Annotated in this window: 16 protein-coding genes; 7 read left to right on the forward strand and 9 right to left on the reverse strand. The window is 64.3% G+C overall.

Going from position 1 to position 15191, the window contains the following annotated elements; all coding sequences use genetic code 11:
• Window positions 1-161: 161 nt before the first annotated feature.
• Together ACE3OV_RS00275 and ACE3OV_RS00280 are read right to left on the reverse strand one after the other, a co-directional pair.
• Entirely contained in the window at window positions 162-683 is a 522-nt protein-coding gene (locus ACE3OV_RS00275) for a hypothetical protein (RefSeq protein ID WP_374323856.1), read from the reverse strand.
• Between the two features lie 106 nt (window positions 684-789).
• Complete coding sequence (locus tag ACE3OV_RS00280) at window positions 790-1341, reverse strand: hypothetical protein (RefSeq protein WP_374323857.1); 552 nt, start codon at window positions 1339-1341, stop codon at window positions 790-792.
• A gap of 117 nt (window positions 1342-1458) precedes the next feature.
• Here ACE3OV_RS00280 and ACE3OV_RS00285 point away from each other — a divergent pair, with 117 nt between their 5' ends.
• On the forward strand, window positions 1459-1782 hold the full coding sequence (locus ACE3OV_RS00285) for a hypothetical protein (RefSeq protein ID WP_374323859.1): 324 nt from the start codon (window positions 1459-1461) through the stop codon (window positions 1780-1782).
• A 120-nt stretch (window positions 1783-1902) separates the two neighbouring features.
• Here ACE3OV_RS00285 and ACE3OV_RS00290 read toward each other — a convergent pair whose 3' ends face one another.
• Window positions 1903-2547: a hypothetical protein gene (locus ACE3OV_RS00290; protein ID WP_374323861.1), complete on the reverse strand. Its 645-nt coding sequence runs from the start codon at window positions 2545-2547 to the stop codon at window positions 1903-1905.
• Window positions 2548-2707: 160 nt separating this feature from the next.
• On the opposite strand from ACE3OV_RS00290, the gene upp reads away from it, so the two are divergent.
• Window positions 2708-3340: a uracil phosphoribosyltransferase gene (gene upp / locus ACE3OV_RS00295; protein ID WP_374323863.1), complete on the forward strand. Its 633-nt coding sequence runs from the start codon at window positions 2708-2710 to the stop codon at window positions 3338-3340.
• Window positions 3337-4566 (forward strand): uracil-xanthine permease family protein, encoded by a 1230-nt coding sequence (locus ACE3OV_RS00300; protein WP_374323866.1) that lies wholly within the window; start codon window positions 3337-3339, stop codon window positions 4564-4566. The genes upp and ACE3OV_RS00300 overlap by 4 nt, the downstream gene beginning before the upstream one ends.
• A 43-nt stretch (window positions 4567-4609) precedes the next feature.
• On the opposite strand, the gene ACE3OV_RS00305 is transcribed toward ACE3OV_RS00300, so the two are convergent.
• Together ACE3OV_RS00305 and ACE3OV_RS00310 are read right to left on the reverse strand one after the other, a co-directional pair.
• Complete coding sequence (locus tag ACE3OV_RS00305) at window positions 4610-5476, reverse strand: EF-hand domain-containing protein (protein WP_374323868.1); 867 nt, start codon at window positions 5474-5476, stop codon at window positions 4610-4612.
• A gap of 102 nt (window positions 5477-5578) precedes the next feature.
• Window positions 5579-5758, reverse strand: coding sequence for a hypothetical protein (locus ACE3OV_RS00310; RefSeq protein ID WP_374323870.1), 180 nt, complete (start codon window positions 5756-5758; stop codon window positions 5579-5581).
• A gap of 31 nt (window positions 5759-5789) precedes the next feature.
• Between ACE3OV_RS00310 and ACE3OV_RS00315 the strand changes: the two genes are divergently transcribed.
• The gene (locus tag ACE3OV_RS00315; protein ID WP_374323872.1) at window positions 5790-6470 is read left to right on the forward strand and encodes a response regulator transcription factor; all 681 of its coding nucleotides are present in this window, start codon (window positions 5790-5792) and stop codon (window positions 6468-6470) included.
• 2 nt (window positions 6471-6472) lie between these two features.
• Complete coding sequence (locus ACE3OV_RS00320) at window positions 6473-7594, forward strand: sensor histidine kinase (RefSeq protein ID WP_374323874.1); 1122 nt, start codon at window positions 6473-6475, stop codon at window positions 7592-7594.
• A gap of 6 nt (window positions 7595-7600) precedes the next feature.
• Here ACE3OV_RS00320 and ACE3OV_RS00325 read toward each other — a convergent pair whose 3' ends face one another.
• The 4 genes from ACE3OV_RS00325 to ACE3OV_RS00340 all read right to left on the reverse strand — a co-directional run bounded on the left by ACE3OV_RS00325 (window position 7601) and on the right by ACE3OV_RS00340 (window position 12246).
• The gene (locus ACE3OV_RS00325) at window positions 7601-9457 is read right to left on the reverse strand and encodes a sulfatase-like hydrolase/transferase (protein ID WP_374323875.1); all 1857 of its coding nucleotides are present in this window, start codon (window positions 9455-9457) and stop codon (window positions 7601-7603) included.
• Window positions 9458-9541: 84 nt separating this feature from the next.
• Window positions 9542-10228: a class I SAM-dependent methyltransferase gene (locus tag ACE3OV_RS00330; RefSeq protein WP_374323877.1), complete on the reverse strand. Its 687-nt coding sequence runs from the start codon at window positions 10226-10228 to the stop codon at window positions 9542-9544.
• Window positions 10229-10313: 85 nt separating this feature from the next.
• On the reverse strand, window positions 10314-11579 hold the full coding sequence (locus tag ACE3OV_RS00335) for a sensor histidine kinase (protein WP_374323879.1): 1266 nt from the start codon (window positions 11577-11579) through the stop codon (window positions 10314-10316).
• Window positions 11572-12246: a response regulator transcription factor gene (locus tag ACE3OV_RS00340; protein ID WP_374323881.1), complete on the reverse strand. Its 675-nt coding sequence runs from the start codon at window positions 12244-12246 to the stop codon at window positions 11572-11574. The genes ACE3OV_RS00335 and ACE3OV_RS00340 overlap by 8 nt, the downstream gene beginning before the upstream one ends.
• A 175-nt stretch (window positions 12247-12421) precedes the next feature.
• Between ACE3OV_RS00340 and ACE3OV_RS00345 the strand changes: the two genes are divergently transcribed.
• Complete coding sequence (locus ACE3OV_RS00345; protein ID WP_374323883.1) at window positions 12422-14377, forward strand: LTA synthase family protein; 1956 nt, start codon at window positions 12422-12424, stop codon at window positions 14375-14377.
• On the forward strand, window positions 14361-15116 hold the full coding sequence (locus ACE3OV_RS00350) for a phosphatase PAP2 family protein (RefSeq protein WP_374323886.1): 756 nt from the start codon (window positions 14361-14363) through the stop codon (window positions 15114-15116). The genes ACE3OV_RS00345 and ACE3OV_RS00350 overlap by 17 nt, the downstream gene beginning before the upstream one ends.
• The last annotated feature ends 75 nt before the right edge of the window (window positions 15117-15191 follow it).

Raw genomic sequence — 15191 nt, forward strand, 5'->3', positions numbered from 1 at the left:
GCGTTGCTCAGCGCCTCCCAGGGGGACCCCGAAAACCAACCGGGCACGACCTCGCCCGGTCAATAATTAAAAGCGCGAATCACGGCAATGCCCTACGTTCAAGCTCTGGGGCGCTGCGCGGCTTTATCGCGCAGCTTCCGCTGAAGCGCAATATTCGGCATTTACTTAGCGACAGAAAGGAACGCCCTTATATACCCACCTGGTATGACGAAGATTTCCTCACCAGCTTTGCCGCTCACTTTGAAGCGAATGCCGGAGTCTTGATTTTTCTCCAGATACTCTCGCGTAACGTTCAATCCGAGATGCTCCTCCTTAGAACAGCCGTAGCGACTGCATGAGCCGACATCTCGGGAAATTTGTGTGGTGTTTAGGCTGTTGCCGTTTGAATCATATGCGGAATGGTAAAAGCGCCAATCGCCGTTGTAATAGTCCATAACGTAGATTTGATAAGAGATACTTCCAGTCGCATCAGTCTTCCATGCGCGGATGAACACTTGGTCAAGAATGTCGGGCGAAGCATTCGGCCCCTTATAGTTTGTGACTTTCTTGAAGTCGTCCCGGTTGATGCTGATCGCACCTGATACTGCTTGTGGGTCGCTAATGTTGAGCCTTGGTGCAGTGGCCACACAAGCAGATAGCGTAAATGCGGTTGCTACCACAGAAATAATTCTTCTAACTTTCATCTGATTCCCCTTGTTGAGCGTGAATGCCGAACGTAATACTAACCGGCGCTACGCGGTTTTAACGCGCAGCCTCCAGCAAACGAAGTGAGCGATGTTGAGTTCCATGTTACGAGCCTCGTGGGACAACTACCGCTAACAGCTTTCTAATTTCAGACAAGCACTTTTCTTTTGCACCACGGAATACCGGAACTAAAGTTGAAGACCGCTCGTCCTTTAGTGAATCACTCAATATTTCACGACCAACCCGCATCGCCTCTAACGCAAACGCATCTAATTCTTCAGGTATTAATGCTCGATTTTCGTGGTAGTAAATCTTGTAGGCATCCAACTTTTCTTGATATTCGTTCCATGCTGCGACCCCCACGATTCCAGAATTAATCTCAGCCTCAAGATTAAGCAATAGCTCATATAACCTCATAAGAACATCTGCTTGCTTCGCAAAAATTCCACCGTATGAAATTTGTAATCTAGTGCGCTCTATCTCAAGAGTGGACTTGAAGTCCTCAATCTGTTTCGAGGCATCAGCTTGGAGCTTAGATTTGAATAACTCCACATCTTTATTTAGGAAGTGAACCACGATTGATTTAGATAAAAAACCAACCACCCCGAGGACAATCGTTTGTGCAGCCAATGCAGTTAAAAAAGTGTTTATGTCCATAAATTCCTCCTTGGCTCATAACGAAGCTGTAGAAAAATTCTCTTCATGCCGGGATCGTGCCGTGAACCATATGGAATATCAAGGTTCCAATGCGCAACGGGTTTGGGGAGCAGCAGCATGGCGCGCTATAAGTGGATCGACACCAGCCCCCGCTTCCTGGCGGTGGATCTGGCGAAGCAGTTGTTGCCGGGCAGTTTCGAGCATGCGGTGCATCATCTGTTCGAACATGAAATCGACCTCGGCGGCTTTGAGCTGCGGCCGACAAAACGAACACCGGAAAAACTGCGTTCGGTGTACCGGGCCCCTTGGGAGGTGCCGAGCAACGCAGGGTTGGCGGGGGGTGTCGGCTCGCGTTGTTTGAGGCCCGCAGGGCCGAGTTTAGCGAGACGCCCGCCGGCCCGAGTAGCGCAGGGGACCCCGCGTAGCGGGGCGCCGACCTAGGGGTGGCCTTCTTTTTGGCTACTTTTTCTTGGCCAAACAAGAAAAAGTACGCCCGCCGGTCAACGGCGGAACCCAGCGGTTCAGCACCCCCAAAAACACACCAAAGAACGCGCGCCCCGCTCAATCCCCAGCAAGAAATATCTCGATCCGCTCCTTGCCCTTGCCGATGTTGTTGCGCTTGAGCCGCAGCGGCCCGACCTCGCCGGTCGAGCGGACATGGGTCCCGCCGCAGGCAACCCGCGAAAAGCCGGCAATTTCCCAGTAGCGCCGCTCGTTTTCGATGTCTTCGAAAGCGGTGCGGATCGGCAGGTCGGCGGCAATGATCTGGTTGGCGCTGGCCGCCAGTTCCGGCAGCAGCGGGGCAATGCTCTCCGGCCAGCGGAAATCGATCCGCGCCTTGTCGGCGGCGATATGCGCGCCGACCTTGAGCGCCCCGGGCAAGGCCCGGCCGGCGAGTTCGAGGACCAGTTCGGCGGCGAAGTGGAGGCGCATCAGGCGGTAACGGCGTGCCCAGTCGATCGCCACCTCGACCGGCTGGCCGGGCTGCAAGCCGTGCCCGGCAGCCAGGCGATAGCGGAGGCGCTGGCCTTCCTTGCTCGCTTCGACGACGGCGACGCCGCCGATGCTCCCGTGATCGCTTTCCTGGCCGCCGGAAAAGGCGAAGAAGATCGTTGACGCCAGTTCGACCGTGTCGCCATCGACCGCCGTCACCACCGTCCGGTGCGTGCTGGCGTAAGGGTCTTCCCAGAAGGCTTTGTGGGTCATGCGTGGAGAATATCGGTGTTCATCGGTCAAGTGGCGGGCGGTAGTCGCGCAGCACCGCGCGATTCTCCGCCAGGCCGGCGAAACGGCGCAAGCGCCGTGCATCCGGCGGGCGGATCGACTAAGCTTCGCACTTTGCGCAGACGCGCGCGAGGGGAAAAGCATGCCGGTGATCGAAGTCCGCCATCCTTTGGTCAAACACAAGATCGGGCTGATGCGCGAAGGCGAGATCAGCACCAAGAAATTCCGCGAGCTGGCGGCCGAGCTGGCCCGCCTGCTGACTTACGAGGCCTGCCGCGATTTCGAGCTGGAGCAGGTGAGCATCGAAGGCTGGTGCGGCCCGGTCGAGATCGACCAGATCAAGGGCAAGAAGGTCACCGTGGTGCCCATCCTGCGCGCCGGCATCGGCATGCTGGACGGGGTGCTCGACCTGATTCCGAACGCCAAGGTCAGCGTCGTCGGCATTGCCCGCAACCATGAAACGCTGATGCCGGAGCCGTATTTCGAGCGCTTCGTCGGCCAGCTCGACGAGCGCCTGGCGATGATCATCGACCCGATGCTGGCCACCGGCGGTTCGCTGATCGCCACCATCGACATGCTGAAGCGCAAGGGCTGCAAGCAGATCAAGGCGCTGGTGCTGGTCGCCGCGCCGGAGGGCATCGCAGCGCTGAACGCGGCGCATCCCGAGGTGGAAATCTACACCGCCGCCATCGACAGCCACCTCAACGAACACGGCTACATCATCCCCGGCCTGGGCGACGCCGGCGACAAGATCTTCGGGACCAAGGAAGCATGAGCACGACACAAGATCCGGTCTGGCGGACCGCGCTTTCCGGGGCGCAAATCCTTTTCGTCGCCTTCGGCGCCACCGTGCTGGTGCCGCTGCTCACCGGCCTGAATCCGAGCCTGGCGCTGCTTGGCGCCGGTGTCGGCACGCTGATTTTCCAGATCTGCACGAAACGCCAGGTGCCGATCTACCTTGGCTCCAGCTTCGCCTTCATCGCGCCGGTGATCTATTCGGTACAGACCTGGGGCATGCCGGCGACGCTGGGCGCACTGGCCTCGGCCAGCTTCTTCTATTACGTCGCCGCCGGCCTGGTGAAATGGCGCGGCGTCGGGCTGATCCACAAGCTGCTGCCGCCGGTGGTGATTGGCCCGGTGGTCATGGTGATCGGTCTCGGTCTGGCCCAGGTCGCCGTCGGCATGGCGACCGGCAAGGCCGGCGACGCGCAGGTCGTTCCCTACGAAACAGCCATCGCCATCGCCGCCATCTCGCTGCTGGCAACGATGCTCACCGCCATCCGCGCCCGCGGCCTGCTGAAGCTGGTACCGATCCTGGTCGGCGTCGCCGTTGGCTACGTCGTCTCGCTCTTCCTCGGCATCGTCGATTTCTCGAAGGTGAACGAGGCGGCGTGGATCGCCATGCCGGCTTTCGGCACGCCCGAGTTCAACCTGGCGGCGATCCTCTTCATGATCCCGGTCGCCATCGCGCCGATCGTCGAGCACGTCGGCGGCATCCTCGCCATCGGCTCGGTCGCCGGCAAGGACTTCACCGAAAGCCCCGGCCTGCACCGCACCCTGCTCGGCGACGGGCTGGCGGTCAACGTCGTCGGCCTGTTCGGCGGCCCGCCGGTGACCACTTACGGCGAAGTCACCGGCGCCGTCATGCTGACCAAGAACTACAACCCGGTGGTGATGACCTGGGCCGCCTGCTTCGCCATCCTGATGGCTTTCGTCGGCAAGTTTGGTGCCCTGCTGCAGACCATCCCGCTGCCGGTGATGGGCGGCATCATGGTGCTGCTCTTCGGCTCGATCGCCGGCATCGGCCTGAAGACGCTGCTCGACGCCAAGGTGAACCTAAGCAGCGCGCGCAACCTGTGCATCGTCTCGGTAACGCTGGTCACCGGCATCGGCGGTCTCGGCGTCACCATCGGCAGCTTCTCGCTGCAGGGCATCAGCCTGTGCGGCGTGCTCGCCGTGCTGCTCAACCAGTTGCTCCCGGCCGAAGCGGAACAGCACTGAAAATAGGCGGATCGCCCGGCGATCCGCCCCCTTCCCGCATGACTTACGCCAGCGTGGACAACAGGCTGCTCGCCGTCGACTCGTCTGAACGGCCGTAGGCCTGCACCAACTGCATGATGCGCTGCATGACCTGGGTTTCGTCACTGGCCGTCTGCTGCGCCGTGCTGCTGCCCGACTGCTCTTCCTTGTAGGCCATGGCTTCCTTGAAGCTGACCTTGCCGTCGCCATCGGTATCGGCCGCTTCGAAATTGGAAACGATGTCGGAAATGAGTCCGGCGCGGGCGCTGTCGGAGTTGCCGATTTCCTCCAGTTGGGCTTCCAGTTCATCCTGGGTAAAACCGGCGTCGTTGGCCGGCGGCGGCGGCGGCGGCTGCAACGCCGCCGCCTGGGCCTGCGCGGTGGTATCGGTTTCGCCGGATTGCTCGTTCTTGTAGGCCATCGCCTCCTGGAAGCTGACCTTGCCGTCGCTGTCGGTATCGGCCGCCTCGAAATTGGAAACGATGTCGGAAATCAGGCTGGCGCGAGCGCTGTCGGAGTCGCCGATTTCTTCCAGTTGGGCCGTCAGCTCGTCCTCGGTAAAACCTTCGTCGTTCGGCGGCGGTGGCGGCATGCCACCGGCCATGCCCTGCGGCCCCTGGCCGGCCATGCCCTGCATGCGCATCTGGGTGAACTGGCTGTCCAGTTCCTGCTGCAACTGGCTCAAGGTACTGGAAAACTCGCTTTCGGTAACCTTGCCGTCGCTGTCGCCGTCGAGCACGGCAAAGACATCGGCGATGGTGCTTTCATCGCTTTCGCCGATGGCGCTGAAGGCCGAGGCAAAATCGCTCTTCTCGAGATAGCCCTGCCCCTTGCTGTCGAGGCGGGAGAATAACTGGCTCAAGGCCGTGGTGTTGCCAATACCGCTGATCATGATGCGCTCCTGGAAAACGGTTGATGAGATCGAAATGGCTTTCGACGCCTCCTGTAGTGCAATTTATCGGCCAACAGCGATCAAAATTGGCGACGAACCGGGTTAAAGCGGGTAAAAACTCGTCAAGAAAATCGTTTCAAACGCCAAACAGGCCCTGAAATCGCCGCCGGAAGGGGTAATTTCCAGCCAAAACCCGGCACCGGCAATAACTGCCGGCAGCGCGGCAAGCGCAGGTAAAAGGCTGTAAAAACAGCACCATGGCACGCTGCCTATGGCTATCATGCGGGCTCGAAACGAACTTCCGGAGCAAAAAATGGCAGCCGTGCTGCTCATCGACGACGACGTGGAACTGGCCGGCATGCTGGCCGACTACCTGCGCCGCGACGGCTTCACCGTGACGCTCGCCCACGATGGTGAAAGCGGCGTCCAGGCAGCGCTTTCCGGGCAGTTCGCGATCGCCGTGCTCGACGTGATGATGCCGGGCATCTCCGGCATCGAGGCGCTGCGCCGCATCCGCGCGGCGAGCCGGCTGCCGGTGCTGATGCTGACCGCGCGCGGCGACGACATGGACCGCATCGTCGGCCTCGAGCTCGGCGCCGACGACTACGTGCCCAAACCCTGCCTGCCGCGCGAGCTGGCAGCCCGGCTACGGGCAATCCTGCGCCGCGGCGCCCCCAGCACCGACCCGCAGGCGGAAATCGCGGTCGGCCCGCTCAGCCTGCAGCCGGCCCAGCGCCGGGCCTACTGGCGCGGTCAGGCGGTCGAACTGACCAGTACCGAATTCAACCTGCTCGAAGTCCTGGCGCGCCACGCCGGCCGAACCGTCGCCAAGGACGAACTGTCGCAGCAGGCACTGGGCCGGCCGCTGGCGCGTTACGACCGCAGCATTGACGTCCATCTGTCGAGCATCCGGCAGAAACTCGGCCCGCTCGACGACGGCCGCTCGCCGATCCAGACGGTATTCCGCCAGGGTTACCAGATGCTCGCCAGCTGACCATGGGCCGCCTGTTCTGGAAGTTTTTCCTGATCGTCTGGCTCGCCCAACTGGCCGCGGTGCTCGCCACCGGCGCAATTTTCTGGGCGGAACGGCGCAACATGGAAGCGCGCTTCGCCGAACGGCTGGCGCCACCCGCTCCGCCACCGGGCGAATTCGCCCCTCCCGGCGAGCCACCGCCCTTCGCCCGGCCGGGCGATGCGCCACCGCCCTTCCCCGACCCGCGCAAGCCGCGCGTCCCCTGGCTGCACATCATCAGTGGCCTGCTCGCCAGCCTCGCTTCGGCTGCCGGCATCGCCTGGTACGTGGCACGCCCGGTACGGCGCCTGAAACGGGCTTTCGCCGCCGCCAGCGAAGGCGACCTCAGCTTGCGCATCGGCCCGGCGATGGGTCGACGGCGCGACGAACTGGCCGACCTCGGCCGCGATTTCGACCGCATGAGCGAGCGCCTGCACAAGCTGCTCGACGCCCAGACCCGGCTGCTGCACGACGTCTCGCACGAGCTGCGCTCGCCGCTGGCGCGGCTGCACGCGGCGATCGGCCTGGCCCGCCAGGAGCCCGAGCGCTTCGAAGAAACGATGCAGCGTCTGGAACGCGAAGGCGAGCGGATGAACCTGCTGGTCGGCGAACTGCTCACGCTGTCCCGCCTCGAAGCCGGCGTTCACGGCAAGGTCGAGGTGTTCGAACTCGACGAACTGATCGCCGAATTGATCGAGGACGCCCGCCTGGAAGCGGCAGCGCGGCACCAGATCGTCGATCTCGAGGAATGCCGCGGCCTGCGCGTGCACGCCAATCCGGAGCTGCTGCACCGGGCACTCGAGAACGTCGTGCGCAACGCACTGAAGCACGCCCCGGACGGCGGCACGATCCGCATCGTCAGCCGCAGGATCGATGAGCTGCGCTGCCGGATCAGCGTCTTCGACCCCGGCCCCGGCGTTCCGGAGGATGAACTGCCCTATATCTTCGAGCCCTTCCGCCGCACCCGCAACGCCGTCGGCAACGGGCACGGCCTGGGGCTGGCGATCGCCCGCCGGGTGATGAGTTCGATCGGCGGCACGATCAACGCCGCCAATCTCGCCGGCGGCGGCTTCCGCGTCGACCTGGAACTGCCGCTCGCCAGCTGACGCGACTCAGCGCACGAAGCGGCGGCTTTCCCGGGTCACTTCGTCGAGCAGCGGCGTGGCGCCGGCGACGATGCTGTCGCGCGCCCCGCGCTCGACCGGGTTGTCGTTCTCGTCAAACACGCTGTAGCGGAAGTAATCGCTGCCGGTGAAGGGGAAGGTGATCTTGTGCTGGCCGTCGTCGATGCCCATGTAGTTGTACTCACCGAAGACGAAGTAAGGAAGTTCGCGATCGAGCGGCTCGGCCGAGCTGTAGCTGCGCGCCGGCTGGTCAACACCGAGCGCGGCAAGCAGCGTCGGCGCCACCTGCAGGTGCGAGGTGCGATGCGTCACCACGGCCGGCGCAACGCCGGGACGCCAGAGCACCAGCGGCACCCGGACCTGCTCCTCGGGGAAAGTGTTGCCGTGACCGTGGCCCCAACGCCCCTTTTCCATGAATTCCTCGCCGTGATCGCCGGTGAACAGCAGCACCGTCTTTTCGAGCATGCCGGTCTTCTCGAGGTGTTCGAGCAGACGGCCGACCTGGGCGTCGATGTGGTGGGCGGCGTTGATGTAGCGGTTGTGGATGCCACCGATGTTGTTGCGCAGATCGAGGTCGATGTAGTTCATGTCGCGCAGGTAATCGCTGCGCAGCGCCTGATCCTCGGGAAAATTGTAGGGCGCGTGCGTGGACTCGAAGAACATGAAGCCGAAGAAGGGACGGCGCGGATCGCGCTGATCGATCTTGCGGGACAGGTCGTCGATGTTGCGGATGTCGCGCTGCCAGGGTTCGCCGGTCCTGATTTCCTGCAGGTTGGCTTCCGGCACACCGGAAAACACCGTGTGACGCAGTTCCGGGTAATCGAAGCTCTGGCTGGTATGGGCGGCGATCTGGTAATCGTGCTCGCGCAGCACGTTCATCAGGACCGGCGCCGTGCGCTGCTTCTCGAAGCTGTACCAGTAGGGCGCATAGACCCCGTAAAACAGCGAGAAGAGGCCCATCCGGGTGCGGTTGCCGCCGCTGTAGTGGTTTTCGTAGCGGGTCGCGCGCTGCGAGAATTTCCACAGATTGGGGGTGATTTCCGGGTCAAGCAGATCCCAGCGGAAGGATTCGGCGACCAGGACAATGACGTTGGTCGGCTTCAGGTGGCTGCTGTCGATGGCAGTGCCCGGATAGACCACGTCGCCGCCGGCCAGGCGCAGCGACTGCAAGGCACGGCGTTCGACGCCGAGCTTCTGGAACAGCGTCTTGCTGCTGGTACGCATATGGAAGGGAATCGCGTCGGCTGCCGCCAGCAGTTCTTCCTGACCGGTATGGACGCTGTAGGCAAAGACCACTTCCTCAGTGGCCAGCAGACCACCGAGGACGAAGCCGGCGATCACCGCCGGGCGTGCCGGAAACTGCCAGCCGAGCTGACGGTAACGGTGCAGGCCCCACATCGCCGCCAGGTTGGCGAGAACGATGGCGCTCACCTGGATCGCCACCGTCACCTCGGTGGACGCCGTCGCGCCGAGCGCGGCGACGCCGCCCGGCGTCGTCAGCAGGTTCCAGACGAAACCGTTGAAGTGATACTGGTAGAGCGCATACAAGCGGTAGTCGGCGTACATCGCCAGCAGCACCAGGCTGCCACCGACGACCGCGGCACCGGCCAGCAGCGGCTGGCGATAAGCCAGGCGGCGCGGCAGCAACGACAGCAGCAGACAGGGCAAGGCGGCAAGCGCCAGGTAGAGACCGGCGTAGGCGGCGCTGGCGGCGAGCGCGAAGCCCCAGGCGGCACCGCCGCGAATCGTCACTTGCGGCCAGAACAGCGCCACCATGCAGAACAGCGCAACATAGAGCAGCGCGAAATAACGGCGCAACACGCCGGCGACTTCAAGAGCGGACATCAATACCTCGTCACGGCGCCGAAAAATCCCTGACCTTGCCCCCGGCGCCGGAGGAGCAGGCCATGAACTTGGCAGGAAACCGGCTCAGGCCAGTTTGCGCAGCGTGTACACCCGCCACATCGCGTAGCCGGGCAGAAAATCGTGATGGCCGAGAATTGAGAAGCCGGCAGCGGCGAACTCGCCCTCGATCGTTGCCACCGGCACCACGAAGCGGTTGCGGTTGGCGTTGCCGCCGCGCGCCGCACGCTTCGCCTCGAGCTGGCGGCGGCGCCAGGCCTTGACGTTGCCATCGACCCACAGCGAGACGATCACCGTGTCGCGGGCGACGCGATGGAATTCGCGCAGCATCGCCAGCCGGTGCTCCGGCTCGGCGATGTGGTGCAGCAGGCGCATGCAGAAGATGCAATCGACGGCACTGTCATCGAGATCGATGGCGAAGGCCGAAGTGCGGAAGGTGTGAACGCGGCCGGCGATTTCCGGCGGCTGCTGGCGGCGCGCCACCTCGAGCATGTGCGGCGAGTTGTCGGCGGCGAGGATGACCCGGTTCGGACGTTCGCCGAGCAATGACCAGAAGCGGCCAGCACCGCAGGGCAGGTCGAGCACCAGGCCGGGGTCGCCGGCCAGTTGCAGGGCAGCCCGGGCGAGCTGGCGGTCGCGCCAGTCGGACAGGCGGCGGGCGAAGCCGGCACGGTGCTTGTGGAAATACTGCAGCGCATGCGCGCCGTCGTACTTGCTGGAAAACTCGAGTTCGATCGGGGGAGTCTGGTTCATTGTCGCGCACCACGTTGATGATGGCGCCAACGATAGGCGGCGGCCCGTCAAGCCGCCGTCAAAAGCCCGTCAAAAAAACGTCAAATCAGCCACCCAGGCGGACGACGAAACAGCTGCCGCCACCGTCCAGGTTGAGCGCTTCGATCTGCCAGCCCTGCTGCTCGCAGATCCGGCGGACCAGCGACAGACCGAGGCCGAGCCCTTCGCCGCGCGCCCTGCTGCCCCGAACGAAGGGCTGGAACAGCTGCTCCCGCTCGGCCGGCGCGATGCCCGGCCCGGTGTCCTCGACGCGAAAACCATCGCTGGCGAGGACCAGGCGGATCTCGCCGGTTTCCGTGTAGTGCGCGGCGTTGCGCAGCAGGTTGCCCATCACCACGCGCAGCAGCGTCGGGTGCCACAGCCCGGGCAACTCGCCCTCGCTGCGGCGAACAAACGTCAGACCGCGGGCGGCGATGTCGTCGGCCCAGAGCTGGCTCTGTTCGTCGGCCATTGCCGCCAGGCTGATGCCCTCGCCGGGCGCCAGTTGCGCCCCCTGGGCGCGCGCCAGTTCAAGGAAAACCTCGATCAGCGACAGCATTTCCGCTGCCGCCCGGGCAATCCGCTCGACCTGGCGGCGGCTGCGCTCGGACAAATCGCCGCGCAGCAGCAACTCGGCCGAAGTGCCGACAATCATCAGCGGCGTGCGCAATTCGTGACTGACGTCGCTGGTGAACAGGCGCTCGCGGTCGATCGCTACCCGCAACTGGCTGAAAGCAAGATCGAAGGCCATCGCCAGCTGGCCGAGTTCGTCGTCGCTGTAATCGGTGGCCAGCGGCGGCGCCAGCGCCACCATCTGGTCGCGCCCGCGCACCTGCCGGGCCAGACGGATCACCGGGTCGATCACCCGGCGCGCGGTCAGCCGGCCGATCAGCCAGGCCAGCGCGATGGCAAGCAGGAAGCCACCGACCACCACCTTGTACAGCACCTGCTCGCGTGCTTCGAAAGTATCCTGGTTGCGGGCGAGGATGAAACGATGCCCCTCGATGCTGGTCTCCAGCACATGCCAGGCGCCGTTTTCACTCACCAGTTCCTGATAACCCGGTTGCAGCCCGGCAAACGCCGCCGGCAGCGGCTGCGCCTTCAGCGTCGGCACGTAGAGCGCGCTGCCGCCGGTGAGGTCGGGAATCCGCCCTTCAGTCAGGTAGACCGTCTCGACCATTTCCATCTCTTGGCGCATCTCGTCGCCGATCAGGTCTTCCTCGACGACATGAACGACGGCGATGATCGCCCAGGCGTTGATGCCGGCGATCAGCGCCGTCAACAACATGAAGGAGAGCAGGATGCGGCGGGCGAGCGGTTGCCGGTCAGCCATGGGCATCTTCCCCGAGACGATAGCCGACGCCATGGACGGTATGCAGCAGTGGGTGCGGGAAGGGTTTGTCCACCGCCTGGCGCAGCAGGTGGAGATGGCTGCGCAGGCTGTCGCTGGCCGGCGGATCGTCGCCCCACAGCGCAGATTCCAGCGCCTCGCGGCGGACCACGCCGGGACTTTTGCGCATCAGCGTTTCGAGCAGCTTGAGGCAGGCCGGGTTGAGGCGCAGCGGCTGGCCGGCGCGGGTCGCCCGCCAGGTGTCGAGGTCGAGCACCAGGTCGGCGACCTGCAGGCGCTGGCTGGCGCCGCGCGTGCGGCGCAGGATCGCCTCGATACGCGCATCCAGCTCGGCCAGCGCGAAAGGCTTGACCAGATAGTCGTCGGCACCGCTGCGCAAACCCTGCAGACGGTCGTCGAGCGCATCGCGGGCGGTGAGCATGATCACCGGCACCTGGCAGCCCGCTTCGCGCAGGCTGCGACAGAGCTGGTAGCCGTCCATGCCGGGCAGCATGATGTCGAGGACAATCAGGTCGTAATGCCCGGTCAGCGCCAGATGCAGCCCGCCCGGCCCATTGCGCGCGCAATCGACGACATGGCCGGCGGCTTCGAGGTAGTCGATGATGTTGGCAAGGATGTCGGAATTGTCTTCGACGATCAGCAGACGCATGCGCTTGGAACTTCGGTTTGCAGAGAAGACCAGTATAGCGACTGAGGCTGAATCGCGCCTTAAGCGCCAGCAAGCGGCGGCGCGGGATTCTTGACGCTTTTTTGACAATCCGTTCACGTGCCATTGACGTTCCCCATCGCAGACTGCGCGCCGTCTCATACTCCGCGCACCGCCGATGTCCCTTTTTCGTCACGCCCAAGCCCGCTTCCTCGCTCTCATCCTCGCCAGCTGGTTGCTGGTTTTCCTGCTCGTGCGGGGCTTCCTGCTCGCCACCCATTTCACTGAGGCAGACGCCGGTTTCCTGGCCATCCTGCGCCTGTTCGCCGTCGGCACCGTCTATGACCTGGCTTTCCTGGTCTATGCCGCACTGCTCCCTGCGCTCTACCTGCTGCTCTGCCCGGAAAAGCTGTGGCGCGCGCGCTGGCACCGGACACTGCTGCTCGTCGCCACCGGCATCGGCTTCTTCGCCATGCTCTTCGTCGCCGCCGCCGAGTGGTTGTTCTGGGACGAATTCGGCGTCCGCTTCAACTTCATCGCGGTCGATTACCTGGTCTATTCGAAGGAGGTCGTCGACAACATCGTCGAGTCCTACCCGATCTATCGCCTGCTCGGCGTGCTGGCCATCGTTGCCGGCGTCGCCACGCTGGCGCTCAAGCGCCAGCTCGTCGCCAGTTTCGACGCGCCCTTGCTGCCGCGCCGTCAGGTACTGCTGGCCTTCGCCGGGCTGCTGCTGGTCGCCGGCCTCAACCTCGCCGTGGTCGGCCAGTCCTTCCCGCATGGCCAGGGCGGCAACGTTTACCAGCGCGAACTGGCGAGCAACGGTCCCTTCCAGTTCTTCGCCGCCTTCCGCAACAACGAACTCGACTACCGCCAGTTCTACGCCACCCTGCCCGACAACGAGGCCGGCGCCCTGCTGCGCGCCGAAGTCGCCGAGCCGAATGCCCGTTTCCTGGGCAGCGAGCCGCTCGACATCCGCCGCGCCATCGACAACCCGGGGCCGGAGCGCCGTCACAACATCGTCCTCGTCACCATCGAAAGCCTCAGCGCCAAATATCTCGGTAGCTTCGGCGACCAGCGCGGGCTGACCCCGAACCTCGACGTCCTGCGCGGCCAGAGCCTGTTCTTCAGCAATTTCCGGGCAACCGGCACGCGCACCGACCGCGGTCTGGAAGCGATCACCCTGTCGATGCCGCCCACCCCGGGCCGCTCCATCGTCAAGCGCCAGGGCCGCGAAAGCGGCTACGCCAGCCTCGGCCAGCAACTCACCGCGCGCGGCTACGACAGCGTCTTCGTCTATGGCGGACGCGGCTACTTCGACAACATGAACGCCTTCTTCAGCGGCAACGGTTACCGCATCGTCGACCAGAGCAGCGTCCCGGAGAGCGAGATGAGCTTCCAGAACGCCTGGGGCATGGCCGACGAGGACATCTACCGGCAGGCGCTGAAGATTGGCGACCAGGACCACGCCGCCGGCAAGCCCTTCTTCCTGCAGCTGATGACCACCTCCAACCACCGCCCCTACACCTACCCGGACGGCCGCATCGACATTCCCTCGGGTGACGGCCGCGAAGGCGCCGTCAAATACACCGACCACGCCATCGGCCAGTTCCTCGAACAGGCCCGCAGCAAGCCGTGGTTTGCCGACACCATTTTCGTCTTCGTCGCCGACCACACCGCCGGCAGCGCCGGCTACGAAGACCTGCCGGTGGCCAACTACCACATCCCCCTGTTCATCTACGCGCCGGGCTTGATCAAGCCACGCGAAATGACCGGGCTGGCCAGCCAGATCGACCTGGCGCCGACCCTGCTCGGCCTGCTCGGCATCGATTACGAATCCACCTTCTACGGCCGCAACCTGCTGCTCGACGCGCAGCACCCAGGCCGCTCGGTGATCGGCAACTACCAGCACCTCGGCCTCTTCGACGGCGTGGACCTCGCCATCCTCAGCCCACGCCGCGGCATGCGCCGGCACGACGACGCGCTCGGCGAAAGCCTGGAAAGACAAGTCAGCGCCGACGACCCGCTGCTCCGCCGCAATATCGCCTACTACCAGGGGGCGAGCCACGCCTTCCGTAATGGACTGCTGGGCTGGCACCCGCAGCGGGCGCAAAGCGATGACGCCAAGCGCTGACCCCGCGCCGTCCCGCCCCTTCGCCTTCGCGCTTTGGCTGGCGCTGCCGCTGGCGGCGATGGGGCTGTTGCTGGCCATTGACCCGGCACCGCTCGATTTCTGGATCAGCAGGCACTTTTATGTGCCGGGCAGCGGTTTCGTGGCGCGCGACAACTACTGGCTGGAAACCGTCCTGCACGACCGGGCGAAAACGGTGGTCATCGTTTTCGTGCTCGCCCTCGGCGTCGCCCTTGCCGCCAGCGCCCGCCTGACCGCCTTGCGCTCCTGGCGCGGCCCGCTCGCCTACGCGCTGCTGGCAATCACCCTTTCAACTGCAGTCGTGCCGCCGCTCAAGGTGGTCAGCGCCGTGCAGTGTCCTTGGGACCTCAGCCACTTCGGCGGCGGCGAGACTTTTTCACCCCTGCTGGCGGCCCGACCGCCGACCGAGCATCCCGGACGCTGCTGGCCGGCCGGCCACGCCTCAAGCGGTTTTTCCCTGATCGCGCTGTTCTTCGCGCTGCGCGACCGCCGGCCGCGGCTGGCCCGAGGCCTGCTGGCCGGCGCCCTCGCCTTCGGCAGTCTGCTTGCCGCCGGGCGCATGATGCAAGGCGCCCACTTCCTGTCGCACAACCTATGGACCCTGTTGCTCGACTGGAGCATCTGCCTGCTCGTCTATCGCTTCACCCTCTACCGCCCGGCCCGATTGCCGACCGCGCAGCGCAGGCGACGGGCAATCGGCATACCGGCAGGAACAAGCTGAGGGCGCTGGTTCAGCGCATCTGAAACGCTTCCTGATGAAAGCGCAGGCCTGCCCCTTGCAGCCCCTGGCGCAAGG

The sequence above is a fragment of the Azonexus sp. genome, assembly GCF_041909095.1.
GTDB lineage: Bacteria > Pseudomonadota > Gammaproteobacteria > Burkholderiales > Rhodocyclaceae > Azonexus.